This is a genomic window from Geothrix mesophila (assembly GCF_022808835.1).
In the GTDB taxonomy this organism is placed as follows: domain Bacteria; phylum Acidobacteriota; class Holophagae; order Holophagales; family Holophagaceae; genus Geothrix; species Geothrix paludis.
Genome location: NZ_JAKZLD010000001.1, coordinates 356,934 through 381,417, shown reverse-complemented (window position 1 = coordinate 381,417; position 24,484 = coordinate 356,934). Strand labels below are relative to the sequence as shown.

The 24,484-nt window shown below is 68.1% G+C and carries 25 protein-coding genes; 13 read left to right on the top strand and 12 right to left on the bottom strand.

Going from position 1 to position 24,484, the window contains the following annotated elements:
* Window positions 1-101: 101 nt before the first annotated feature.
* Together MLG87_RS01810 and ispF are read left to right on the top strand one after the other, a co-directional pair.
* A complete protein-coding gene (locus tag MLG87_RS01810) occupies window positions 102-1,631 on the top strand; it encodes an ATP-binding protein (RefSeq protein ID WP_243293517.1) in 1,530 nt (509 codons plus the stop codon).
* Window positions 1,628-2,119: a 2-C-methyl-D-erythritol 2,4-cyclodiphosphate synthase gene (ispF, locus tag MLG87_RS01805; protein ID WP_243293516.1), complete on the top strand. Its 492-nt coding sequence runs from the start codon at window positions 1,628-1,630 to the stop codon at window positions 2,117-2,119. Before MLG87_RS01810 ends, ispF begins: the two co-directional genes overlap by 4 nt.
* Here the strand turns inward: ispF and MLG87_RS01800 are convergent.
* On the bottom strand, window positions 2,116-3,465 hold the full coding sequence (locus MLG87_RS01800; protein ID WP_243293515.1) for a CCA tRNA nucleotidyltransferase: 1,350 nt from the start codon (window positions 3,463-3,465) through the stop codon (window positions 2,116-2,118). The genes ispF and MLG87_RS01800 overlap by 4 nt on opposite strands.
* Window positions 3,465-3,947, bottom strand: a complete 483-nt coding sequence (locus MLG87_RS01795; RefSeq protein ID WP_243293514.1) for a GNAT family N-acetyltransferase — start codon at window positions 3,945-3,947, stop codon at window positions 3,465-3,467. Before MLG87_RS01795 ends, MLG87_RS01800 begins: the two co-directional genes overlap by 1 nt.
* 17 nt (window positions 3,948-3,964) lie before the next feature.
* On the opposite strand from MLG87_RS01795, the gene MLG87_RS01790 reads away from it, so the two are divergent.
* Window positions 3,965-4,903, top strand: a complete 939-nt coding sequence (locus tag MLG87_RS01790; protein ID WP_243293513.1) for a thiamine pyrophosphate-dependent dehydrogenase E1 component subunit alpha — start codon at window positions 3,965-3,967, stop codon at window positions 4,901-4,903.
* A 120-nt stretch (window positions 4,904-5,023) separates the two neighbouring features.
* Window positions 5,024-6,193: an acetate/propionate family kinase gene (locus MLG87_RS01785; protein ID WP_243293512.1), complete on the top strand. Its 1,170-nt coding sequence runs from the start codon at window positions 5,024-5,026 to the stop codon at window positions 6,191-6,193.
* A gap of 65 nt (window positions 6,194-6,258) precedes the next feature.
* Here MLG87_RS01785 and MLG87_RS01780 read toward each other — a convergent pair whose 3' ends face one another.
* Window positions 6,259-6,714: a hypothetical protein gene (locus MLG87_RS01780; protein ID WP_243293511.1), complete on the bottom strand. Its 456-nt coding sequence runs from the start codon at window positions 6,712-6,714 to the stop codon at window positions 6,259-6,261.
* A 315-nt stretch (window positions 6,715-7,029) separates the two neighbouring features.
* Between MLG87_RS01780 and MLG87_RS01775 the strand changes: the two genes are divergently transcribed.
* From MLG87_RS01775 to MLG87_RS01750, 6 genes are all read left to right on the top strand, one after another.
* Window positions 7,030-8,250: an efflux RND transporter periplasmic adaptor subunit gene (locus tag MLG87_RS01775; RefSeq protein WP_243293510.1), complete on the top strand. Its 1,221-nt coding sequence runs from the start codon at window positions 7,030-7,032 to the stop codon at window positions 8,248-8,250.
* 74 nt (window positions 8,251-8,324) lie between these two features.
* Window positions 8,325-9,074, top strand: a complete 750-nt coding sequence (locus tag MLG87_RS01770; protein ID WP_243293509.1) for an ABC transporter ATP-binding protein — start codon at window positions 8,325-8,327, stop codon at window positions 9,072-9,074.
* Entirely contained in the window at window positions 9,071-10,321 is a 1,251-nt protein-coding gene (locus tag MLG87_RS01765; protein WP_243293508.1) for an ABC transporter permease, read from the top strand. Before MLG87_RS01770 ends, MLG87_RS01765 begins: the two co-directional genes overlap by 4 nt.
* Complete coding sequence (locus tag MLG87_RS01760; RefSeq protein ID WP_243293507.1) at window positions 10,314-11,627, top strand: ABC transporter permease; 1,314 nt, start codon at window positions 10,314-10,316, stop codon at window positions 11,625-11,627. Before MLG87_RS01765 ends, MLG87_RS01760 begins: the two co-directional genes overlap by 8 nt.
* Before the next feature lie 21 nt (window positions 11,628-11,648).
* A complete protein-coding gene (gene arfB, locus MLG87_RS01755) occupies window positions 11,649-12,074 on the top strand; it encodes an alternative ribosome rescue aminoacyl-tRNA hydrolase ArfB (protein ID WP_243293506.1) in 426 nt (141 codons plus the stop codon).
* A 24-nt stretch (window positions 12,075-12,098) separates the two neighbouring features.
* Complete coding sequence (locus tag MLG87_RS01750) at window positions 12,099-12,530, top strand: DUF6526 family protein (protein ID WP_243293505.1); 432 nt, start codon at window positions 12,099-12,101, stop codon at window positions 12,528-12,530.
* Window positions 12,531-12,571: 41 nt separating this feature from the next.
* Here MLG87_RS01750 and MLG87_RS01745 read toward each other — a convergent pair whose 3' ends face one another.
* Both MLG87_RS01745 and MLG87_RS01740 read right to left on the bottom strand, forming a co-directional pair.
* A complete protein-coding gene (locus MLG87_RS01745; RefSeq protein WP_243293504.1) occupies window positions 12,572-12,775 on the bottom strand; it encodes a hypothetical protein in 204 nt (67 codons plus the stop codon).
* 163 nt (window positions 12,776-12,938) lie between these two features.
* Window positions 12,939-13,823: a DUF1684 domain-containing protein gene (locus MLG87_RS01740; RefSeq protein WP_243293503.1), complete on the bottom strand. Its 885-nt coding sequence runs from the start codon at window positions 13,821-13,823 to the stop codon at window positions 12,939-12,941.
* 59 nt (window positions 13,824-13,882) lie between these two features.
* On the opposite strand from MLG87_RS01740, the gene MLG87_RS01735 reads away from it, so the two are divergent.
* Entirely contained in the window at window positions 13,883-14,854 is a 972-nt protein-coding gene (locus tag MLG87_RS01735; protein ID WP_243293502.1) for a DUF1028 domain-containing protein, read from the top strand.
* 61 nt (window positions 14,855-14,915) lie between these two features.
* Here MLG87_RS01735 and lspA read toward each other — a convergent pair whose 3' ends face one another.
* The 6 genes from lspA to accC all read right to left on the bottom strand — a co-directional run bounded on the left by lspA (window position 14,916) and on the right by accC (window position 22,208).
* A complete protein-coding gene (lspA, locus tag MLG87_RS01730; RefSeq protein ID WP_243293501.1) occupies window positions 14,916-15,407 on the bottom strand; it encodes a signal peptidase II in 492 nt (163 codons plus the stop codon).
* The gene (gene ileS, locus MLG87_RS01725; RefSeq protein WP_243293500.1) at window positions 15,407-18,199 is read right to left on the bottom strand and encodes an isoleucine--tRNA ligase; all 2,793 of its coding nucleotides are present in this window, start codon (window positions 18,197-18,199) and stop codon (window positions 15,407-15,409) included. Before ileS ends, lspA begins: the two co-directional genes overlap by 1 nt.
* A gap of 135 nt (window positions 18,200-18,334) precedes the next feature.
* A complete protein-coding gene (mscL, locus tag MLG87_RS01720) occupies window positions 18,335-18,724 on the bottom strand; it encodes a large conductance mechanosensitive channel protein MscL (protein WP_243293499.1) in 390 nt (129 codons plus the stop codon).
* Between the two features lie 56 nt (window positions 18,725-18,780).
* On the bottom strand, window positions 18,781-19,872 hold the full coding sequence (locus tag MLG87_RS01715) for an OmpA family protein (protein WP_279341036.1): 1,092 nt from the start codon (window positions 19,870-19,872) through the stop codon (window positions 18,781-18,783).
* A gap of 310 nt (window positions 19,873-20,182) precedes the next feature.
* Entirely contained in the window at window positions 20,183-20,704 is a 522-nt protein-coding gene (locus MLG87_RS01710; RefSeq protein ID WP_243293497.1) for an acyl-CoA carboxylase biotin carboxyl carrier protein subunit, read from the bottom strand.
* 10 nt (window positions 20,705-20,714) lie between these two features.
* A complete protein-coding gene (gene accC, locus MLG87_RS01705; RefSeq protein ID WP_279341035.1) occupies window positions 20,715-22,208 on the bottom strand; it encodes an acetyl-CoA carboxylase biotin carboxylase subunit in 1,494 nt (497 codons plus the stop codon).
* A gap of 179 nt (window positions 22,209-22,387) precedes the next feature.
* Between accC and MLG87_RS01700 the strand changes: the two genes are divergently transcribed.
* Window positions 22,388-22,831 (top strand): hypothetical protein, encoded by a 444-nt coding sequence (locus MLG87_RS01700; protein ID WP_243293495.1) that lies wholly within the window; start codon window positions 22,388-22,390, stop codon window positions 22,829-22,831.
* Window positions 22,832-22,843: 12 nt separating this feature from the next.
* Here the strand turns inward: MLG87_RS01700 and coaBC are convergent, their stop codons facing one another.
* A complete protein-coding gene (gene coaBC / locus MLG87_RS01695) occupies window positions 22,844-24,058 on the bottom strand; it encodes a bifunctional phosphopantothenoylcysteine decarboxylase/phosphopantothenate--cysteine ligase CoaBC (RefSeq protein WP_243293494.1) in 1,215 nt (404 codons plus the stop codon).
* 85 nt (window positions 24,059-24,143) lie between these two features.
* On the opposite strand from coaBC, the gene MLG87_RS01690 reads away from it, so the two are divergent.
* Window positions 24,144-24,428 (top strand): DNA-directed RNA polymerase subunit omega, encoded by a 285-nt coding sequence (locus MLG87_RS01690; protein WP_243286391.1) that lies wholly within the window; start codon window positions 24,144-24,146, stop codon window positions 24,426-24,428.
* Window positions 24,429-24,484 lie beyond the last annotated feature (56 nt).

The following is a 24,484-nucleotide window of genomic DNA, read 5'->3' as shown; positions in this document are numbered from 1 at the left end:
TCCCTCACGGGTCTTCCACTTGTGTCCAGCCGATGGCCGGATAATCTTGGGTTCGCAGTCCTAAGCCCCCCTTATCCCATGACGCCTGCCCGGGAGATGCCGTGGCCCAGCGCTACCAGCTCCTGATTCGAGACCGGCACGGGTTCGAGCGTTCCGTGCCCCTCGCCCGCTCGGTCACCGTGGGACGGCAGAGCCTCTGCGACGTGGTGCTGTCCGACAACATGATCAGCCGCAGCCACTTGCGCCTGGAGTTGCAGGACGACACCTGGTGGATCGAGGATCTCAAGACCACCCATGGCAGCTTTTACATGGGTCAGCCACTGACGGAGCGCCAGGCCTGGGAGCCCGGGACTCCCCTGCTCCTGGCGGACAGCGCCTACACGCTGACCCTGGTCCGCACGGACCACAGCAGCTCGGAGATCCACCTCCAGGCCATCCTCGATGCGGCCCAGCTCCTGGCCCAGGAATCCGATCTCGAGGACATGCTCGAGCAGTCCCTGGACCGCCTGCTCAGCATCTCCGGGACGGACCGGGGCTTCCTCATGCTCCTGGAGGATGGCGAGCTGGCCTGCCGGGTCCAGCGCAACCTGGGCCAGGAGCTCGAGGGCCAGATCCAGCTGTCCATGTCCAGCGTCCACAAGGTGTTCGAGACCGGGGACCCCATCTGGATCCTCAACGTCGCCGAGGACGGCCAGCTGCTCAGCCAGCACTCGATCCAGCGGCTGGAGCTGAAGACCATCCTCTGCCTTCCCCTGCTGCTCCAGGGGCGGCGCATCGGCGTGGTCTACCTCGACAGCCGACGTCCCATCATCGAGCCGCCGGACCGGCCGACCTTCGAGGCCATCGTCTCACTCTGCGCCATCGCCATCGAGCGTTCGAGGCTGTCCGAGGAGAACCTGCGCAGCCACGTGCTCGCCACGGTGGGACAGGTGGCCAGCTCCATCGTTCACGACTTCAAGAACGGCCTCTTCGTGCTTCGCGGCCACGCGGACCTGCTGGAGCTGTCCACCGAGGACACCAAGGTCCGCCACCACTGCCGCAAGATCCTGGAATGCGTGGATCGCCTCACGCACCTGAGCCAGGACGTGCTCGATTTCGCCAAGGTGCGCGAGCCCCGGAGGGAGACGGTGGACCTCCGACCCTTCCTGGAGGCGGTCATCGAGCCCCTGGTACCCCGCGCCGCCGAGATGGGCGTGACCCTCCAGGCCGAAGGCCCGCCCTGCCTGATCAAGCTGGATCCCGCCCGGTTCACCCGGGTCATGGAGAACCTCCTGGCCAACGCCATGGATGCCACCGTCGGCATGAGCGGCGAGATTCTCGTGAACTGGATCCAGACCACGGGCGGGGTTCAGATCCGGGTGAAGGATCAGGGCCGCGGCATCCCCAAGCGCGTGGTCAAGCGGATCTTCGAGCCTTTCTTCAGCTACGGGAAGAAGAAGGGGACGGGTCTCGGCATGGCCACCGTGAAGAAGATCGTCGAGGAGCACGGGGGCACCCTGGAGTTCCTCAGCGAGGAGGGCCAGGGGACCGAGGTCATCATCCTCCTGCCGGACCACCCCATCACGGAGGATCACCGGCTTCCGGACGAGTCCACGGGAGAGCACCGCAACCTGGGAGCAGAGCGGGTATGAACGCCTTCCGCACAGGCATGGGGTTCGACGTCCACCGCTTCGCAGCGCCTGAGGAAGGCCGCCCGCTGATGCTCATGGGCTGCCACATTCCGCATGACCGGGGCCTGGCGGGTCACAGCGACGCGGATGTCATGCTGCACGCCCTCATGGACGCGCTCCTGGGCGCCGCGGGCCTGGGCGACATCGGCCAGCATTTCCCCGACACGGACCCCGCCTATCGGGGCGCCGACTCGGCGGACCTGCTGGAGCGGGTGATGGGCGATCTCGCCGAGCGGGGCTGGCGGGTGGTGAACGCCGATGTCTGCCTCATCGGCGAGCGACCCAAGATCGGCCCCCACCGCCAGGGCATGCGGGATCGCATCGCCCCTGTGCTGGGCATCCACAGCGAGGCCCTGAACGTGAAGGCGACCACCACGGAGAAGCTGGGCTTCACCGGACGGGGCGAAGGTCTCGCGGCCCAGGCCGTGGTGCTGATCGAGAGGCGTTAGGGCTTTTCGAGCCTTCGGCGGGCCAGGCCCGCGAGGGCGTCCGGCGTATTGAGCGACGGGTCCTCCAGCACGGCCTCCAGCAGATCCCGCTGGAGCGCTCCCAGCCAGGGACCGCCCCCGCGTCCGGCCAGCGCCATGAGCGCCGCTCCGTCCAGGGCCAGGGCCTTCACCGAGAGAGGTGGAGCAGCGGCGGCCATGGCTTCAAGACGGGCCAGGATGGCGGCGTGCTCCTGCTCCCGGGCCTCCACCTCCAGGCCCTTGGCCCGTTGATCGGCCAGACGGAACGCCCCCCAGCGCGCCAGGGTCAGCCCATCTTCCCCGAGCCGACGCAGGAAGCGCCGGCAGGCCGTGTCGCTCCACTCGGCGGTGGGATGGATGCCATGGTGGCGGACCAGGGCCAGGACGTCGCGCCGGAGCGCGTGAGCGGCCTTGAGCCGTTCCAGGAGGACGCCCGCGAGCTCCAGGGACCGGGCCTCGTGCCCATGGAACCGTGCTTCACCGTCGTCTCCGAAGGTGCGGGCGCCGGGCTTCCCGACATCGTGCAGCAGGGCGGCCCAGCGCAGTCCAGGCTCGGCCGGGACCAGCCGCACCACCTCCAGCGTGTGGTCCCACACGTCCCATCGGTGATGCCGGTTCTGGCCGCAGCCGATCATGGGACGCAGCTCCGCCAGCCAGAGGTCCAGCAGCCCCGTTCTCGCCAGGAGGTCCAGTCCGCGGTGGGGCTCCAGGCCGCAGAGCAGCTTGGTGAGCTCCGCGAGGACCCGCTCCGCGGCCACCTTGCGGGCCACCTCCAGCCGCTCGGGAATGGCCGCCAGGGTCCCGGCTTCCACCTCGAAGCCCAGTTGGGCCGCGAAGCGGCAGGCCCGCAGGGTTCGGAGGCCATCCTCGGCGAAGCGGTGCAGCGGATCGCCCACGGCCCGGAGGGTCCGCGTCTCCAGGTCGGCCCTGCCGCCAAAGGGGTCCACAAGCTCGCCTCCGCCCACGGGAAGGGCCATGGCGTTGATGGTGAAGTCGCGGCGGGACAGGTCTTCCTCCAGGCTGACGCCCAGTCGCACCGTCTCGGGATGCCGCCCGTCCAGATAATCCCCATCGCTCCGGAATGTGGTGATTTCGATGGGCCGGTCCTCCAGCAGCACGGTGACCGTGCCGTGCTGCAGCCCCGTGGGAATCGCCTTCAGGCCCGCGGCCCGGGCCCGGTCCATCACGGCCTTCGGCATCAGCTTCGTGGCCAGGTCCCAGTCCGCGTGGGGACGTCCCAGCAGCTCATCGCGGACGGCGCCGCCGACCACCACCAGCTCCGCCTCGGGCCCCAGGGCCTCCTCGAGGCGGCGCAGCGGGGCCCACATCAATCCGCGCCCTGCGCCAGCCGGGCCAGGGCCTCGCCCTCCACGCGGCAGGTGAGCCAGGGCCGCATGACCTTGGCGCCATGGGCCTCGTAGAACTCGATGGCCGGCGTGTTCCAATCCAGCACCTGCCAGACGAAGCGGGTCCAGCCCTCCTTCACCGCCAGGGCCGCCAGATGCTGGAGCAGGGCCTTGCCAATACCCTTGCCCCGGAAGGCCGGCCGCACGAACAGGTCCTCGAGGTAGATGCCCGGCTTGCCTTCCCAGGTGCTGAAGTTCAGGAACCAGAGGGCGAAGCCCGCAGGCTGGCCGTCCCATTCCGCCATGGTCACCTTCACCAGGGGATGCTCCGAAAAGGCGTAACGATGGATGTCCGCCTCCGTGGCGACCGCCGCTTCCGGCTCCCGCTCGTAGTCCGCCAATTCGCGGATGTACTGCAGGATCAGCGGGGCGTCGGAAGGAACGGCAGGGCGCAGGTTCAGCATGGGTCTATGCTAACCGGATGGACCGCGACACCGCCCTCCGCCTTCACGAGGCCATGCTCCTGACCCGGCTCACGGAAGAGCGCCTGGTGAAGCTTTTCCGCCAGGGCAGGACCCTCGGCAGCATCTATCGCAGCCTGGGCCAGGAGGCCACCTCCTGCGCCACGGCCATGGCCCTCGGGCCCAACGACGTGATCGGCCCCATGATCCGCAACCTGGGTTCCATGCTGGTCCGGGGCGCCACGCCCCTCGAGATCTTCCTCCAGTACCTGGGCCGCGCCACCGGCCCCACCGCGGGCCGGGAGCACAACAACCACTTCGGCGCGGTGGAAAGGGGCATCCTGGCCCCCACCTCCATGCTGGGCGCCCTCATCCCCGTGATGGCGGGCGTGGCCCTCAGCTTCCGCCAGAAGGGCGAGCGGCGCGTGGCCATGACCTGGATCGGCGATGGCGGCAGCTCCACCGGGGCCTTCTACGAGGGGCTCAACTTCGCGGTGGTGCAGCAGCTTCCCCTGATCGTCGTCGGGGAGTCCAACGGCTACGCATTCTCCACACCCCCGGAGCGCCAGATGGCCGGGCGGATGTCGGCCCGGTCCCAGGGGGCCTTCACCCTCACGGTGGACGGCAACGACGCCGCGGAGGTGTACGCCGCCAGCCTGCAGGCCCGCCAGCACTGCCTCGAGGGCAAGGGCCCCGTCTTCCTCGTCTGCGAGACCTTCCGCATGAAAGGCCACGCCGAGCATGACGACCAGCGTTACGTGGATCCCAAGCTCCTGGCCCAGTGGGCCGCCAAGGACCCCCTGCCCCGCTTCGAGGCCTGGCTCGCCCGGAAGCGCTGGACCCCGGACCCCGATCTGCGCGCCCGGCTGGAAGGCCAGCTCCTGGAGGACGCGGAGACCGCCCTGGCGGCCCCCTGGCCCGACCCCGCCGCCTTGAATGCAGGGGTCTTCTCCGCCTGAAGGCCGACCCTCCCCGGGTTTATGCCTTTTTTGCCAGACTGGCATGACGACCCATCCATCCACAATGCGCCTTTGGTCACGTGATTTGGGCGCTAGACTTTCCCTGTTATGGGGGATGACGTGTACGTACTCGTTCTGAATGCAGGCTCTTCCAGCCTCAAGTTCAATCTCTTCGACATGGTGAAGGAGGTCTCCATCGCCGAGGGCATGGCGGAGCGCATCGGCCTGGCCGAAGCCAACCTGATCACCACCCTCGACGGAGAGAAGCGGAAGGAGACCCTTCCCCTTCCCAGCCACAAGGAGGCCCTCGAGGCCATCCTGGAGCGGCTCCACGCCAACGTGCTCCACGACACGCCCGTCCACGCCGTGGGCCACCGGGTGGTCCACGGGGGACCGAAGTACGGCGACTCCGTGCTCGTGACGGACGAGGTTCTCCAGGACATCGAAGCCTTCGCCATCTACGCGCCACTGCACAACCCGGCCAATGCCCTGGGCATCCGCGTCGCCAAATCGGCCTTCCCCGACATCCCTCACGTGGCGGTCTTCGACACGGCCTTCCACCACAACATCCCCGACCATGCCCGCACCTACGGCATCCCCTACGAGCTGAGCCAGAAGTACGGCATCCGGCGCTACGGCTTCCACGGCACCAGCCACGCCTATGTGGCCGCCCGCACGGCCATCCTGCTCTGCCGGCCCCTGCGCTCCCTGAAGGTCATCACCTGCCACATCGGCAACGGCACCAGCATCTGCGCCGTGGGCCAGGGCAAGAGCATGGACACCAGCATGGGCATGACGCCGCTCCAGGGCGTGATCATGGGCACCCGCTGCGGCACCATCGATCCCAGCGTGGTGGAGATGCTCATGGAGCACGAGCACCTGGACTACTCGGCCATCACGGACCTGCTGAACAAGAAGTCGGGCCTGCTGGGCATCTCCGGCGTGTCCTCGGACTTCCGCGAGATCGAGCTGGCCGCGGACAGCGGCAACGACCGCGCCCGTCTGGCCCGGGACCTCCTGACCTACAACGTGCGCCAGTTCATCGGCTCCTATGCCACGGTCCTGGACGGCGTGGACGCCATCACCTTCACCGCAGGCATCGGTACCCACAGCACCTACGTGCGGGCCAAGGTCTGCAGCAAGCTGGGTTTCCTGGGCGTGAAGCTGGACCCGGAGGCCAACGAGCACGGCACCGGCGAGCGAATCATCAGCACGCCGGATTCCCGCGTGGTGGTGACCGTCGTGCCCACCAACGAGGAACTGATGATCGCGCGGGAGACGGTGCGGTAACGTTCCTTCTGGCTCACGAAAGCGGCCCCCGCCCGGGGGCCGCTTTCGTGAGGGACGGAAAGACCTTACTTGCCCTGGGCTTCCATGTGCTCGCCCTTGCGCTCGATGCGCGTCCCGCGGCGCTCCTTGCGCTCGCCCCGGCGCTCATTCCGGGCCCCGCGGTGCTCCTGGCGCTCACCCTTGACCGCCTGGGCCGCACCCGCGGTCTCGCGGCGCTCGCCCTTGCGCTCCAGCGCCTGGCCGGCCTTCCCGTCGCCCTTGGCCTCAAGGGCCTCCCCACGCTTCTCCATCCGGGCCCCCTGGGCCATCTTGCGGTCGCCCTGGCGCTCGTTTCGAGCGCCCCGGCGCTCCTGGCGTTCGCCCTTACGCTCCTGGGCCTCGCCCCGACGCTCGACGCGCTCGCCCTTCTTCTCCACCTGCTGGCCAGTGGGAGGCGGGGGCACGGGGGCCTGGGCCATGAGGGAGGCGCCGATGAGACCCGCCGCCACGATGAGGGCCATGCGCTTCTGAAGGTTGGACATGGTGTGCTCCTGGTGCGGCAGGGCCGCGAAGGGGAATCGTCCCGGGATGGCCTGATGCCGCCCTCGTGCCAATTCACAACCTGGTTAGGCCCGAGCCATTTGGAGAAGGTTTAACCGGTTCGGCGTGGATCGTTGCCTCAAGCCCTGTGGCGGGATGCCACAGGGAGGTTCCCCCCGCCGACCGGTCCGTTGACCGGCCCCGGTCCACCGGCCGCCGGTTCCCGAAGGAGCCCCTCCCTAAACGACCCCAGACTCTGCTGCGTAGGCCATCCATCAATCCGGCAGGTCCGGCATCTTTCCCATCAAGGGGGTTCCATGCGAAAGCGATGGGTCATCGTCTCCGTGGCCGGAGTGGCTTTGGCGGCGGGCATGTTCTTCACCCTCAAGGGCGGCGACGGCAAGGGCAAGAAGGCGGAAGCCTCCACCCCCTTCCGCCTGGGCAAGGTCCAGGCCGAGGACCTCCAGGTGAGCGTCCGCGAGGTGGGCGTGGTGGACCCCCTGACCAAGGTGGACGTGAAGTCCACGGTCTCGGGCCGCATCGTGGGCCTCAAGGTGCGCGAAGGCGCGACCGTGAAGGCCGGCGAGGTGCTGGCCGAGGTGGAACCCGACGTGAACCAGGCCCAGACCCTCTCCGACGTGCAGGGCAGCGTGTCCCAGGCCCGGGTGAGCTTCCGCAACGCCGAGCGGGACTTCACCCAGCAGGCGGAGCTCTACAAGTCGGGGCTGATCTCGGATCAGGCCTACCGCAGCGCCAAGACCACCCGCGACCTGGCCGAAGAGGCCTTCAAGAGCGCCCAGACCCGCTACCAGATCGTGGAGGACCGAGGTATCCCCATCAGCGGCAACGCCTCCACCCAGAAGGCCCGGGTCACGGCCCCCATGAACGGCGTGGTCATCAAGAAGGGCGTGGAGCTGGGCGACACCATCACCTCAGGCGTGAGTTCCTTCAACGCGGGCACGGTGGTTTTCACCGTGGCCGACCTCCAGTCCCTCATCGTGAAGGTGAACCTCAACGAGGTGGACATCGCCAAGGTGAAGGTAGGCCAGCTCGTCCGCATCACCCTGGACGCCTATCCTCAGAAGGCCTTCACCGGCAAGGTGCGCTTCGTGGCCCCGGCCGCGGAGCTGGTGGAGAAGATCAAGGTCTTCAAGGTGGAGGTGGCCCTCGATGAGCTCACGGAGGCCTTCAAGACCGGCATGAGCGCCAACGTGGAGATCCTCGGCGAGAAGCGGGACAAGGCCGTGAGTGTGCCCCTGGAGGCCCTCCAGCGTCGTGACGGCCAGACCGTGGTCTACCGCCTGAAGGAGAACCTCCCGCCCCAGGACCTCACCAAGGCCAAGGAGGGGCTCAATGGTCGCGGCAAGTTCATCTGGCTCTCGGACCACTGGAAGGAGTACTTCGACGTAGTGCCCGTGAAGGCTGGCATCGCCACCCTGGAACGCGTGGAGATCCTCTCCGGCCTCAAGGCCAACGACCAGGTGAGCCTGGAGGATCCCAGCAAGAAGAAGGTCGAGAAGGACGATGAAAACAATTAGCTCTCGGCCATCAGCTGTCAGCTCTCAGTCACTGATAGCTGACAGCCGATAGCTGACGGCCTCGCGGAGCGACCATGTCCAGCATCATCCAGACCCAGGGCCTGACGAAGGTCTACGGCAACAACGGGACGGCAGTCCACGCCCTGCGAGGCATCGACCTGACCGTGACGAAGGGCGAGTTCGTGGCCCTCATCGGGCCCTCGGGCTCCGGCAAGTCCACCCTCATGGCCATCCTCGGCTGCCTGGACCTGCCCACCGAGGGCACGTACACGCTGGACGGTCGCCAGGTCCAGGGTCTCTCCGGCGGCGAGCTGGCGCGGATCCGCAACGAGAAAGTGGGCTTCGTCTTCCAGAGCTACAACCTGCTCCCCAAGGCCAGCATCGCCCGCAACGTGGAGCTGCCCATGCTCTACGCGGGCGTGGGCCGTAAGGAGCGCCGCGAGCGGGCCCTGGCCCTGCTCGAGAAGGTGGGCATCGCCGACAAGGCCGACAAGCTCCCGGGCACCCTGTCCGGCGGCCAGCGGCAGCGCGTGGCCGTGGCCCGGGCCCTGGCCAACGAACCTGCCCTCCTGCTGGCGGACGAGCCCACCGGCGCCCTGGACTCCAAGACCGGCGCCGAGGTGCTGGGCCTCTTCCGCGAGCTGCACCAGCAGGGCAATACCCTGCTGCTGGTGACCCATGATCCCTCCATCGCCGCCCAGGCGGAGCGGCAGGTCGAAATCAGGGATGGCAAAGTCGTGATGGGTGGCTCGGAAGAGGACTCGATGTCCTCTTCCGAGCCGGGCACCCATCCGGCTGAGCATCATGTCGGTGTGGGTCGATGATCACCTCCGGCGCCTTCCGCGAGCGGCTGCTCGGGGCCTGGGTGGAGATCCGCGAGAACCTGGGCCGCTCGGTGCTCCAGGCCCTCGGCGTGCTCCTGGGCGTGGCCTCCGTGCTGGGCGGCTTCTCCATCTCCGACAGCCAGCGCAAGCGGGCGGACGAGATGTTCGTGAAGATGGGCGGCCTGGACAAGCTCAACGTCCAGCCCAAGGCCGCCGTGCGCGACGGTCGTCCCACGGCCCTGCAGCAGGCCAACCTGGGTCTGCGCGACGAGGATGCCGTGGGCGGCGAGGCCCTGAAGGCCGATGCCATCCACGGCGTGAGCCGCCAGAAGTTCGCCCGGGCCCGGGTGGTGTCGGCCTACGGAGACCAGGACCGACAGATCAGCGGCATCGGCGGGGACTTCATCCCGGCCAACGGCTACGGCGTGACCCGGGGCCGGGCCTTCTCCGCCACGGAAATGGACACCGGGGCCCCGGTCGTCATCCTCGGCACCGAGGCCGCCCAGGTCTTCTTCCCCAAGGGCGATGCCCTGGGGCAGACGCTGCGCATCGGGAATGTCCCCGTCACCGTCATCGGCCTCTTCGAGGAGCGGGTCTTCCGCTTCCGCGAGGGGCAGCGCAACCAGTTCTGGTGGCGCAACCGCATCATCGCCGTGCCCGCCAACCTGGTGCAGCGCCGCATGAACGGCGACGCCTACCGCCGGGTGGACCGGGTCACCTTCCGCATCCCGGACCTGGGCGCCATGGGCGGCTTCGCCAAGCAGCTCTCGGACCTCCTCAAGTCCAACCACCGCCTCCAGGAGGACTTCCGGCTGGACGACGTGGCGGCCCGCATCCGCCGGCGCAACAGCCAGGGCGACGTCTACGACATCATCTTCCTGCTCTCCGGTGTGCTGGCCCTGGTGGGTGGCGGCATCGTCAACGTGAACATCCAGATGGCCGGCCTCAAAGAGCGTGTCCGCGAGGTGGGCGTGAAGATGGCTATCGGCGCTTCGGGTCGGGAGATCTTCAAGGGCTTCATGACCGAGGCCCTGCTGCTCACGGCCCTGGGCAGCCTGGCGGGTCTGGCGCTGGGCGTGGGCTTCTCCTGGATCATCACCAAGAGCCTGGGCATCCCCCTCTACGTGACGCCCGCCAGCTTCCTCTGGGCCTACGGCCTGGCCGCGGCCTTCGGCTTCCTCTTCGCTCTCTATCCGGCTTGGAAGGCGAGCAGGCTGTCTCCGATGGAGGCCTTGCGCTATGAGTGACGGCACCTTCCTCCTCCGCTCTCCTGGTCCATCTCTCCTGGATGGCGAAGCGCCCGCGCCCGCACCGAAGGTGCGCGGTTTCAGCCTCGGCATGCTCTGGGAGGTGGTCCGCACGGGCCTGGTGGAGCTGTGGGCCCACAAGGTGCGCAGCCTCCTCACCCTCACCCTGCTCATGCTGGGCGTCTTCGCCCTGGTGGTCATGACCTCGGTGCTGGACGGCGTCATGGACAAGATCAGCACCGGCTTCGCCGGCATGAGCTGGGACGGCACCGTGCGCGTGGCCCCGAAGACGGCTGAGACCGCCGAGGAGCGCAACCGCTTCGTCATGAGCCCCGGCCTGCGCTCCCAGGATCTCTCCCGCCTCACCGCTCCCCACCCAAAGGTGCTGGCCTTCCTGCCCCGGGCCCAGCGCACCTCCTCGGTTCGCATCACCGGGGACACCGAACGAATCTTCGTCACCGGCGTCACGCCGGACTACGCCGTCTGGATGAACCGGCCCATCGGCCTGGGCCGCAACCTCACGGAGGACGACCAGCGGCGGCGCTCCACCGTGGCGGTCGTGGGAGCCACCCTGGCCTCCAAGCTCTTCGGCGGCGCCGATCCCGTGGGCCGCGACCTGGTGGTGGAGGGCGTGCCCTTCCGCATCGTGGGTGTCCAGGCACCCGGCCAGATCTTCAACGAGGAGAACTACACGGACGCCAACGGCATCCTCATTCCGCTGGAGGCCTACATGGACCGCATGGACCCAGCCCACAAGCTGGCCCAGGTGACCGTGAAGCTGCGCCGGACCGAGGATGCGGGCGAGGTCTCGGCCATGCTCCTCAGCCGCGTGCGGCAGGCCCACCACGGCATCGAGGACGCCGAGATCGTGGACCTGGATGCCGAGGCGGCCAAGGCCTACCAGAACTTCCTGGAGCAGATGCACGGCTGGACGGTGGTGCTGCTGAGCCTGGCCGGAACCGTGCTGCTGGTGGGCGGCGTGGGCGTGCTGTCCGTCATGCTCATCAGCTTCAGCGACCGCCGCTTCGAGATCGGCCTGCGCAAGGCTCTGGGCGCCTCGGACCACGAGATCTTCATCCAGTTCCTGCTGGAGGCCGTGGTGCTGGCGGCCATCGGCGCCCTGCTGGGCACGGTGTCCGGCGGCCTGCTCTGCCAGGCCCTCTCCGCCAGCTTCCCCTACGGCCTGGTGGTGAACCCCATCGGCCTCGTCACCGCCTGGATCGTGGCTCTGGCGCTGGCGCTGGTGTTCGGCCTCTACCCCGCCTTCCGCGCCATGAGGCTCAGTCCCATGGAAGCCATGCGCTGAAAGGGGCGGTAGGATCGCCTCATGGCCGATCCCATCCCCGTCACCGCCACCGTCCGCATCCCCGGCGACGCCATCCGCTTCAAAGCGGTGCGGGCCGGGGGCGCCGGCGGGCAGAACGTGAACAAGGTCTCTTCCAAGGTGGAGCTGCGCATCGACCTCGGCGCCATCGAGGGCCTGCCGGAAGATGCGCTGGTCCGCCTGCGCCTGGCCCAGCGGAACCGCCTGGACGCCGAGGGTCTCTGGATCGTCGTCAGCGACCGCACTCGGGACCAGCTCAAGAACCTGGAGGACGCCCGGGAGAAGGCCGCCGCGGCCGTCCGCGCTGCCCTGGTGCGGCCCGTGGCCCGCCATGCCACGCGGCCCACGCGCGCCTCGAAGGAGCGCCGCCTTGAGACCAAGAAGCGGGCCTCGGCGCTCAAGCGGCGGCGAAGCGGACCTCTGGAGTAACCTGGAAGCCTTCCGGGAGATGACATGTCCGCGCCTCAGACCTACGCGACCCACCGCCGCTTCGATCCGCTGTACCACTTCGTCCTGCTCCCCTTCTTCCTGGTGACGGTGATCGCCACCATCACCACCTTTGTCCGGCGTCCGGCCCTGGCCACCTTCTGGATCGCCCTCCTGGCCCTGGCTGTGACCTTCCTCGCCCTGAAGGTCCGCGTCTACGCCCTCCGAGTGCAGGACCGCCTCATCCGCCTGGAGGAGCAGCTGCGCCTCGCCCGCCTTCTGCCCGAGGACCTGAAGGCCCGCATTCCCGAACTGAGCGTCAGGCAGCTCGTGAGCCTCCGCTTCGCGTCTGACGCGGAGGTGGCCGATCGCGTGCGGGAGGCCCTCCAGGAAAACCTCGACGGCGAGGCCATCAAGAAGCGGATCCAGACCTGGCGGGCTGACGAATACAGAGTCTGAGCCAGCCTCAGCGTGGACGGGGCGCTGGGAGCCTACGGGAGCTAGACGACCGCGCCTTCCTGCTGGCCCTTCAGGAGCTCGCGGCGCATGGCCTCGGCGATGAGGGCTGCGGCGTCCGATCCGGCCTCATCGCCGGAGACGAGGCGGGCCTGCTGGACCCGCTGGGCGATGGCGATGCAGGCCTCGACGGTCACCTTCTCGACCACCTTGGCGGGTGCTTTGGCGTGCGTGTTTCCGGGCGGCATGGTTCCTCCGGATTTTTTGGGCTGTTTGAACCGAAGATAACACGCACGCCAAAACAATCAATGCATCTATTTTCCTATTTCTCGTCCAACCTACGATCTATCGTGGAGGCAGAACCAGGCTCACCGGCAGCCGGAATTCCGTGCCGGAGCGTTCCCTAGGCCTTCAGTGGTCGCCGTAGTCCTTCTCGCCGGCCCGGACCGGCAGACGGAGTTCGTTCCGCTTCGGCGGAAGCGGACAGGTGGCGAAGTGCGAGAAGGCGCAGGGCGGGTTGTAGGCCCGGTTGAAATCCAGCACCACCTTCCCGTCCTTCGGCATGGCGGCGGCCAGGAAGCGCCCGGCGGGATAGGTCGCCTTCCCGCTGGTGGCATCGCGGAAGATGATGAACAGCTCGGGGTGGGCCGGGTCCTCGATAACGGGCTCCAGCGTGTAGATCCGGCCCTTGACCTTGAAGCGCAGCAGGCCCGGCGCCGTCATGGGCTCGGAGGTGCCCAGCACCGTGGGGATGGCCCGCGTCTGCGGCGTGGCGTAGGGCAGGAAGTCCGCCTCGATACGCCAGGCGGGATCCACGGGGAAGCGCGCCACGCCGTGGAAGGCCTTGCGCGCGGGAGCCTCGGGATCCTTCATCCGGATCCCAAACCGGTCTCCCCGGCGGATGACGTAGAAGGTGATGTGTCCCGCCCGCAGCAGGTCCGGCTTGCCGTCCGCATCCGCCTTCAGCGCGGCTTCAGCCACGACCTGCCCGTTGACGAGGATCCCGCTGCCCGCCGCGAGGCGGATCCGTACCTGGCCGCCTTCGAGCACGAACGTGCCCGCCTGGGCGGGGGCGGTCCCCTCCGGCAGCAGCACCGTCGACCCCGGTGCCGTGCCCAGGGTGTTCTCACCCGGCTTGAGCCAGTCGAGGCCCACCAGGGTCAGCCAGCCGTCTTCCGCCGCCAGCCGGGCCGTGCGTTCCGCATGCCAGGCATCCACCGTCTTCACGTAGGTCGCCGGCGGCGGAGCCGCGCCCAGCATGAGGCAGAGGGTGGCGAGGACCAGTGCGCGGCGCATGGGACCATCGTACCAGTGACGGGGTAGGATGGTGGGCACCCCATCCCACCGGAGTTCCCATGCGTCTGTTCGCCGCCGCCCTCCTGTCGCTCGCGCTTCCCGCCCACGCGGGCGAGGTCCCCCGCCGCCCGGTACATACCTACTCCATCGTGGCGCGGGACGTGACCACGGGAGACCTGGGCGTGGCCGTCCAGAGCCACTGGTTCTCCGTCGGGTCGTCCGTGCCCTGGGCGGAGGCCGGCGTGGGAGCGGTGGCGACGCAGAGCTTCACGGATCCCACCTACGGCGCCCTGGGCCTGGCCCTCATGAAGGCCGGCAAGCCCGCTCCGGAGGCCTTGAAGGCCTTGCTTGCAGCCGACCCGGATCGCGAGGTGCGCCAGGTGGCCATGGTGGACGCCCAGGGCCGGGTGGCCGCCCACACGGGCGCCAAGTGCATCCAGGCCGCAGGCCACGAGGTGGGTGAAGGCTTCACCGTGGAGGCCAACCTCATGGACAAAGCCTCGGTCTGGCCGGCCATGGCCAAGGCCTTCCGCGCCGCCAAGGGCGACCTCGCGGACCGCCTGCTGGCGGCCCTCCGCGCGGCCCAGGTCGAGGGCGGCGATATCCGCGGCCAGCAGAGCGCCGCCATCCTCATCGTGAAAGGCAAGGCCTCGGGCCAACCCTGGAACGACCGGCTCTTCGACCTGCGCGTGGAGGACAACCCCGATCCCCTGAAGGAGCTGGAGCGTCTCATCCAGCTGCGTCGCGCCTACCGCCTCATGGACGAAGGCGACGGCTACGTCACCGCCGCCAAGTGGCCCGAGGCCAAGGCCGCCTACGCCGCCGCCGCGAAGCTCGCCCCCGGCGTCTGGGAGATGCCCTTCTGGCAGGCGGTGGCCCTGGCCTCCAGCGGCAAGCGCGAGGAGGCCCTCCCCATCTTCAAGCAGGTCTTCACCGCCGAGCCCTTCTGGAAGCGCCTCGTGCCCCGCCTCGCCGACGTGGACCAGCTCCCCAGAGATCCCGTCCTGCTCAAGGCCATCGAGGCCCAGTAGCTTCTCAGCCACAGATGGACACGGATGGACACAGATGAACCCGATCCGTGTTCATCCGTGGCTAATTCTCCGTGGGCCAGTGTTCGGTCTTGGGCGCCAGGAGCATCCGGACGCCGTAGATCACGGCCCCCACGAGGATGAAGCTGTCGGCCACGTTGAAGGTCCAGTAGTGCCATGTGCCGAAAATGAAGTCGAGGAAATCGACCACGGCGCCCCTCACCAGCCGGTCGACGCCATTGCCCAGGGCGCCGCCGAGGATGAAACCCAGGGCCACGCGATCCCAGGTGGACGTCGCCTCCGCCAGGAAGTGCTTGCCGAAATAGACCAGGGCCGCCACACCCGCGAGGGCGAACACCGCGAACCGGGCGGGTTCCGGCATCCAGGTCAGGCTGCCGAAGATGGCACCCCGGTTGAAGTTAAGCGTCAGGTAGAAGAACCCCTTGATGACCGGCAGGGACTCGCCTTCCTTCAGGAGGCCCAGGATCCAGGCCTTGGACCCCAGGTCCGCGGCGAGAACCGAAGCGGGAAGCAGCAGCCAGAGCAGGCGGCGCATCAGGCCCCCACCACGGTGGCACAGCGCGCGCAGAGGGCCGAATCCTCGCCCTTGCCATGTCCGCCCTTGCGGTTCCAGCAGCGGGGGCACTTCTCGCCGTCATGGGGGGTGACCGTGACGAGCGGGGTGGCGGCGCTCGCATCGGCGATCCGGGTGAGGGAAGACACGACGAGGAGGTCGTCGAGCGACTCGCCGAGACCCTCCAGGAGGTCCCAGTCCGCCTGGCTGCCCAGGGTGATCGCCACCGCGGCATCCAGGCTGGTGCCGACGGTCTTGGCCGCGCGGTGGGGTTCCATGGCGGCCTGCACGGCCTCCCGCACCACCCAGAGCTTCTCCCACTTGGGATCAGCGGCGCGGCCGTCGACCTCCGGGAACCGCTGCTCGTGCACGCTGCCTTCGCACCCGGGGATCTGCTCCCAGGCTTCGTCGGCGGTGAAACTCATGACGGGGGCGAGGAGGGCGCAGAGGCCCTGCGCCAGCTCCCAGCAGGCCCGGCGGCAGCTGCGGCGTCGGGGGGAATCCGGCGCGTCGCAGTAGAGGCGGTCCTTGATGATCTCGAAGTAGCGGCCGGAGAGCTCCAGCTGGCAGAAGCCCAGGAGGGCCTGGGTGGCGCGGTGGAACTCGAAGCGGGTGTAGGCGTCGCGGACCTCGCGGGCCATGCGGCCGAAAGCGGCCAGCACCCAGCGGTCCAGGGAGGCGAGCTCCGCGTCCGGCACCGCGTCCCTGGCGGGGTCGAAGTCCGCCAGCGCCCCCAGGAGGAAGCGCAGGGTGTTGCGGGTCTTGCGGTAGGCATCGGCGCTGCGGTCGAGGATCTCCTTGGAGATGCGGATATCCTCGCTGTAGTCGCTGCTGGCGGCCCACCAACGGAGGATGTCGGCGCCCAGGGTCTTCAGGATCTCCTCGGGCGTGATGACGTTGCCCAGGCTCTTGGACATCTTCTGGCCCTTGCCGTCCAGCACGAAGCCGTGGGTGACCACCTGCTTGTAGGGCTTGGTGCCCGTGGCAGCCAGGTTGAACAGCAGGGAGCTGTGGAACCAGCCCCGGTGCTGGTCCGAGCCCTCGAGGTAGATGAAGTCCCCGTAGTCGGCGCGGTTCAGCTCCGGATGGGATTCGCACACCACCGAGGCGCTGACGCCGGAATCGATCCAGACATCCAGGATGTCCGTTTCCTTCTGGAAGGCCGTGGATCCGCACTTGCAGGTGCTTCCCGCAGGCACGAGCCCTTCCACGGGCAGGTTGGCCCAGGCCTCGATGCCGCCCTGTTCGATGGCGGCGGCTGCGGCCTCGAAGATGCTGTCGGCCACCAGCGGCTCGCCGCAGGCCTCGCAGCGCAGGACAGTGATGGGCGTGCCCCAGGCGCGCTGCCGGCTGATGCACCAGTCGGGACGGCCGGAGATCATGGCATGGATGCGGTTCTGCCCCTGGGCGGGCACCCACTGGGTCTGCTCCACGCCTTCGAGGCCCAGTTCCCGCAGGCTGCGGCCCTTCCCGTTGAGCTCGGAGTCCATGGTGATGAACCACTGCTCCGTGGCCCGGAACAGGATGGGCGTCCGGGTGCGCCAGCAGTGCGGGTAGCTGTGGGTCAGCGTCTCTTCGTGGATCAGCGCCCCGATGCGGCGGAGCTTCTCCACCACCAGGGGGTTGCAGTCGAAGATGTTCTTCCCCTCCAGCTCGGGATCGTTCACCGCGGGCAGGAACTTGCCATCGGGGCCCACGAGCTGGAGCAGGCCCAGGTGATGGGCCAGGTTGAAGTCGTCCACGCCATGGTCCGGCGCCGTGTGGACCAGGCCCGTGCCGGTGTCCGCGGTGACGTGGTCGCCCAGCAGGACGGGGCTGTCCCGGTCGATCCAGGGATGGCGCGCCACCAGGGTCTGGAATTCCTTCCCCTTGCGGATCTCCACCGTGTGCAGCGGCATCCCGAGCTTCTTGGCGAAGTCCTCGCGCAGGGTCACCGCCACGATGTAGTGGCGGTCGTCGGCGCGGACCACGGCGTACTCCAGGTCCGGGTGCATGGCCACCGCGAGGTTGCTGGGCAGGGTCCAGGGCGTGGTGGTCCAGATGGGCAGGAAGAGCGGAGTGGGCAGCTCCATGTGCTTTGCCGCGGCGTCCGTCACCGGGAAAGCGACAGTGATGGCGGGGCTGGTCTTGTCCGCGTACTCGACTTCGGCTTCGGCCAGGGCCGTGCGGGCGCCGTAGCTCCAGTGGACCACCTTCAGCTTGCGCGTCACCGAGCCGCTCTCGAAGAGCTTGGCCAGGTGGCGCACCGTCTCCGCCTCGTAGCGCGGATCCATGGTCACGTAGGGCTGCTCCCACGCGCCCAGCACGCCCAGACGCTGGAAGGCCGTTCGCTGGGTGTCGATCCACTTCTGGGCGTAGGCGCGGCACTTCTGGAGGAACTCCGCGCGGCTCAGCTCCCGGCGCTTCGGTCCCAGGTCCTTCTCGACGGCATGCTCGATGGGCAGGCCGTGGCAATCCCAGCCCGGCACGTAGGGCGACTCGTAGCCCTCCATCCACCGGGACTTCACCACCACGTCCTTGAGGATCTTGTTCAGGGCGTGGCCCATGTGGATGGCGCCGTTGGCGTAGGGCGGGCCGTCATGGAGGATCTCGCGCCCCCTGCCCTTCCCGGCCGCGTTGTCGGCCTTGCGCCTGGCCTCGATGCGGGCGTACAGGCCCTCGGCCTTCCAGCGCTCCAGGCGCTTCGGCTCGCGCTGCGGCAGGTCCGCCTTCATCGGAAAATCGGTCTTGGGAAGGAAGACCGAGTACTTTTTTACCGGAGCCTGCTCGCTCATCGGCGCCCTCGTGCGTCGGAGGGGCACACCCGAGCGCCCCTGAGGTTGAACCCCCAGTTCACCACGGGAACCCCTGCGGTTACAAGGGAAAGGGCCCGGAAACCGGGCCCTTTGGAATGGCTGGGTGGCGATCGGTCAGAGCTGGCTGGTGCAGTGCTTGCAGCGGGTGGCCTTGAGGGGCACCTGCTCCAGGCAGGCCGGGCATTCCTTGGTGGTGGGAGCGGCCGGGGCCTCCTCCTTCTTCATGAACTTGCCCAGGAACTTGACCAGGACGAGGAAGACCACCAGGGCGATGATCAGGAAGTTGATGGTGGCGCCGAGCACCGATCCGATGCGGAACTTGCCGAGGATCCACTCCTCCCATTTGATGTTGGCGGGCAGTACATAGCTCACCAGGGGCATGACCAGTCCGTCCACGAAGGCGGTGACGATCTTGCCGAAGGCACCGCCCACGACCACGGCGATGGCCAGGTCGACCACGTTCCCCTTCATGATGAAGGCCTTGAATTCGTCTTTCAGGGACATCGCGTTCCTCCAAGACAAAAAGGGGCGGGGGCCCCAAGGCCCCCGCCCTTCAACGGCTACTTCTTAGGGGCGGACTCCACGGTCTCCGTGGTGATCTGACGGACCTCGGCCTTGGCGCCCTTCACCTTCACGTCGATCTCGACGCGGCGGTTCTTGGCCTGGCCTTCCTTGGTCTTGTTGTCGGCGATGGGCTTGTCGGGGCCCACGCCCACGGTGGTGACCTTGGCGGCAGGGATGCCGGAATCCACCAGGACCTTGGCCACGGCGTCGGCCCGGCGCTTGGCCAGGGCCTTGTTCACGGCCTTGCTGCCCGTGGAGGAGGTGTGCCCGCTGACTTCCAGGGTGTAGTCGCCCGGATAGGCCTTCAGGCTGTCGGCCACCTTGCGGATGGCGGCGGTGGCGTCAGGGCCCAGGTCGGCCTTGCCGTTGGCGAAGTGCAGCACGGCCTCGTCGAGGACGATCTTGGCCGGCGGAGGCGGCACGGGCTTGACCACTTCCTTGGGCGGCTCGGGAGCTGGTGGCGGCGGCGGAGGGGCCACGGGTTCAGGCTTGGGCTCGGGCTTCGGTTCGGGCGCCGGCGGCGGGGGGGGCGGAGGCGGCACGGGAGCGGCCTTCTTGGCGCCGCCCCAGGTGTAGCCGAGGCCCAGGGTCGCCAGGTACTCGGTGCGGGACTTGGGCAGCTCCACGCGAACCGCCTTGGCGCTGATATCCATCATGAAGTGCTCGGCCAGCTTGCCCATCACGCCGAGGCCGCCGTGATAGTTGAAGCGGGTCGTGGCTTCACCCTTGCCGGAGTAGGGAGATTCGACGTTGGTTCCGCCGATGCCCAGGGCCGCGTAGGGATACCAGTTCTCCGCGCCGGGACGGAAGTTGAAGAGGCCCGAGGCCAGCAGGTGGGTCTGCTTGGCCGAACCGATGCCGAAGGGGTTCGGGTCCGGCTGCAGGTCATTCTGGAGCGCCCGAAGGTCGAGGCCCCACCGGTTGGTGTACCAGTGGCCCACGCCAAGCCCGTAGTGCATCTTGTCCTTGAGGTTGGCGTCATTCTCGAAGATCGTCTGGCCCAGGTGGCCCATGACCCAGGCCTGACCCTCTTGGGCCGACAAGGTGATTGCCGACCCAGCCAGCAAGAAAAGGAGCGTTTTTTTCATGCTACCTCCGCTAATGGTGATTCGCATCACGCCATAAACCTAGTCTTGAAGTCTCCTTTACATCAACAAAAAAAGAACCTAGATCCATTTTTATAGGTGTTCGGACCACCATTGACGTATCACATCACGATATGAAATAACCGTTTCCAGGCACTTGTCCCTAGCGAGCCGGTCGGCCAAATATGCCTTAAGGCTCAAGCAGGCAGGCCGAATCGGCCGCCCTTGTCACCCCGGGGTAGGCCCCAAGGTGAAGACCGGCCTCACGGCCTCGTGTTCTCGGTTATGACCCTGGACGGGGCGAGCCCCGCTGTCACCCCTCCGGCGCCACGGTGATGAGCGATGCTCCCGTCTCCACGGTGGCGCCCTCCTGCACATGAACCGTCGCGACGGTCCCGCTTGTGCTGGCCTTCAGCTCGTTCTGCATCTTCATCGCTTCCATGACGAGGAGGGTCTGGCCTTCCTGAACGAGATCACCCGGGTTTACGAGAAGCTTCACGATCTTGCCGGGCATGGGGGCTACCAGCAGGCCACCCGCGGCCCCTGCGCCGCCGCTGCCGGACAGGAGGGCCCGCCGGGGATCCACGAGCGCGAACTCGTAGGCCCCGTCGTAGAGCATGGCCCGATAGGCGTGGGTGTCCGGGTCCGGCGCTTTGGCATGGTCCAGGCGGACCTCCACGGAGCGGCCTTCCAGGATGATTGAGTAGCAGCCGGGCTCGAGCTCGATGATGTCGATGGGATGGCTCTGGCCTTCCCAGACCAGCGTGGTGGCGCCGTCCTGGTGGATGAGTTCCACGTCGTGGGAGTCCTTGCCGATGTGAAGGGTGCGTTTCATCTCATCCTCCCTACAACCGGTTGAACCGGCCCCAATGCTTCCAGGCGTCGGGTTTCCCGTCGGCGCAGGCGGCGGGCTGGGCCGCGCGGCGTTGCTCGGTTTCAAGTTCCTGGAGCAGGGCGGCCGCCACGGCGAACTTCAGGTCGGGCCCCTGCCCCTTCCGCTTCCAGAAGGGCTTGTCGAGCATCCCGGTGTGCAGGGCGCCCTGCCGGAACGGCTCGTGCTCCATGAGGGTCTCGTGGAAGGCGATGTTGTGGCGGATGCCGCCGATGCGGTACTCGCCCAGGGCCGCCCGCATGCGCTCGATGGCCTCCAGGCGCGTGGGGCCCCAGGTGCTCAGCTTGCTGATCATGGGGTCGTAGAACATGGGCACCTCGGCGCCCTCGTACACGCCCCCGTCGTCGCGCACGTTGCGGCCGCTGGGAGTGCGCAGGAAGGTGATCCTCCCGGGGCTCGGCATGAAGTTCTTGTCGGGATCCTCCGCGTAGACGCGGCACTCGATAGCCCATCCGTTGAGGGGGATCTCCTCCTGGGTCATGGGCAGCTTCTCACCCCGGGCCACGAGGATCTGCCACTTCACCAGGTCGAGGCCCGTGATCCATTCCGTGACCGGATGCTCCACCTGGAGGCGGGTGTTCATCTCCAGGAAGTAGAAGTTGCGGTCGGCGTCCGCCAGGAACTCCACGGTGCCGGCGCCCACGTAGTTCACGGCCCGGGCCACTTTCAGGGCCGCCTCGCCCATGGCCTTGCGCATCTCCGGCGTCACATGGGGACTGGGCGCCTCCTCGATGACCTTCTGGTGGCGGCGCTGCACGGAACATTCCCGCTCGTGCAGGTAGACGTGGTTGCCGTGCTTGTCCGAGAACACCTGGATCTCGATGTGCCGCGGCTGGACGATGGCCTTCTCCACGTACACGCTGTCGTCGCCGAAGCTGGATAGCGCCTCGCCCCGGGCCCGGGCCAGGGAGCTGGCGAACTCCTCGGGCTTGTGGACCAGGCGCATGCCCTTGCCCCCGCCGCCCATGGCGGCCTTGAGCATCACCGGGAAGCCGATCTTCTGGGCCGCGGCGAGTAGTTCCTCGTCAGCCATGGTCTCCTGGATGCCTGGCACCACGGGGCAGCCCGCGGCGATGGCCACCTCGCGGGCAGCGGTCTTGGAGCCCATGCTCACGATGCACTCGGGGCGGGGCCCGATGAAGGTGATGCCGGCGGCCTCGAAGGCCCGGGCAGCCTCGGCGTTCTCGGACAGGAACCCGTAGCCCGGATGCACCGCGTCGGCGCCGCTGCGCCTGCAGACGTCCAGGATCTTCTCCAGCACTAGGTAGCTCTCCCGGGCCGCGGCGGGGCCGATGAAGTAGGCCTCATCCGCCATGCGCACGTGCAGGGCGCCCCGGTCGGCTTCGGAATACACGGCCACCGTGGGAATGCCCATCTCGCGGCAGGTGCGGATCACTCTCACGGCGATTTCCCCGCGGTTCGCAATCAGGATCTTGGTCACGGACATCGGCTCAACCTCGCTTATTGGAATCGAATCGCAGGCCTGCGCGGGGACCTGACCCCGATCGCTCCGCTCTCGCTCCCTCGCTCCGCTCGATCGCGGAGGGGTCATCGTCCCCTCTGTTGGCAATGAGGATCTTGGTCACGGGCATGGATGGGCCTCGTCTTCGGGCATGATGGTGGGCGATGCGATTCTTCAGACTAGCAAACCCGCTGCTTGCCATCACGCTCGGACTCCTGACAGTCCGGTGCGGACGCAAGGGCGATCCCGTTCCCAGACCGCGGGCCTCGGCCCAGGCCATGGAGGTGCGCCTGGAGGGGCTCCGGAAGATCCGGCTGGTGCTGCCTTCCGCCGACGTGAACGGCGTTCCGCTGGCGGGCGTGGAGTCCTTGCGGGTGATCTACCTGCCCCTCGGCCTGACCAAGCCCACCGCCGAAGAGGTCTTCAACCGGGGCGAGGTGGTGCTGGAGCGCCGGCGCCCGGACCTGCCCGGACCTGGCGAAGCGCTGACCATGGATTTGAGATCCCTCCACCGGCCCCCTGGATGGATCGTGATTGTGGCTGTACGGCTGGGCGAGGTCGCCGGACGGCCCAGCGAGGTGCTTCCCTGGATGGATCCGGCCCTCTGAGGGAGGACCAGGTCAGGCCGATTGAACGGTTCCCCGGCCCTCGATCTGGAGGCCCCACCACTGCACCACGGCCCGGGCCAAGGCATCCTTGGACAGGGGACCGAGGGGCGCCTGGGGGCCCTGGGTGGTGACGGGGGTCAGGGTGTTGACCTGATCCCCGAAGGCCCGCCCTCCCTGGACATCGTTCACCAGCACACCATCCAACTGCTTCTTCTGCAGTTTGGCCGCGGCATGGGAGAGGTGGTTTTCGCTCTCGGCGGCGAACCCGAGGATCCACTGGCCGGGCCGCCGGGTGGCCGACAGGGTGGCCAGGATGTCCGGCGTGCGGACCAGGACCAGGTTTTCAGGCCCATCCCCCTTCTTCACCTTTTCGGGCGCGAAGGTCTCCGGGCGTTGATCGGCCACCGCCGCGGCCCCCACCAGCCCATCCGCCTCGGGCCAGCGAGCCTGGCAGGCCTCCAGCATGTCCTGCGCACTGCGGACGCGGGCCGTCTCCACCCCCCAGGGCGCCGGCAGATCCCCGCCCAGCACCAGCTGGACCTGCGCGCCCGCATCGCGGAAGGCCCTGGCCAGCTCGATCCCCATGGCGCCGGTGCTGCGGTTGGTCAGGGTTCGCACCGGATCCAGATCTTCGCGGGTCGGCCCGGCGGTGATGAGGACTCTCTTCCCGTTCAGGCTGCTGAGCTTGGCAGCGCCGTGCATCAGGATGGCTTCCGCGATGGCGTCCACCTGGGCGAGCTTGCCCGATCCCTCTTCGCCGCAGGCCAGGAGGCCATCGTCCGGGTCCACGACCGCGTGGCCGAAGGAGCGCAGGCGGGAGAGGTTGGCCTGGACGGCGGGGTGGGACCACATGCCCGTGTTCATGGCCGGGGCCCAGAGGACGGGCGCCCTCGTGGCCAGCAGCACCGTGCTGAGCAGATCCGAGGCCAGTCCGTTGGCCGTCTTTCCGATGAGGTCGGCCGTGGCCGGCACCACGGCCACGATGTCCGCCCAGCGGGCCAGCTCGATGTGCTCGATGATCGGATTGGCGCGCCACTCGCCCTGGTCGGGGTTCGCCCCATAGCAGGGCTCGCCCGTGAGGCTGCTGAGGGTCAGCGGCGTGATGAACCGGGCGCCGGCCTCGGTGAGGATGCAGCGGACCCGGTGACCCTGGTTGGTCAGCAACCGCGCCAGATCAGCGGACTTGTAGGCGGCGATGCCGCCCGGGATGCCGAGGATGATCTGCATCGGGGCTCCTGGAACGCTCCATGCTACTCCACGCTCGTTGATCCATGGCGCCACAGGTGTTATGCTTCCTGGTTCGGAGTGGCCCATGACCCAGCGCACCATCGTCCGTGTCCCGGAAGAAATCGGTAACAAGTACCGCTTCGTCGTCGTAGCGGGCAAGCGCTGCGACCAGCTCCAGCGCGGCGCCTTCCCCAAGGTCGAGGTGGTCGTGCCCGTGAACAAGCACGGTCAGGCCCAGGACGCTCCCAAGCTCGCGTCGTTCTGGGGCCAGGTGGCCATGGCCGAGGTCGAAGAGAACCGCATCGCCTTCGAGGAGCCCGAGATCATCACCATCGAGGACACCACGGTGGTTCCCATCTCCGGCGAATAGCTACCAGAGCTCACGTTCAAGCCCCCGGGTCCCCTGGGGGCTTGATCATGTACCAT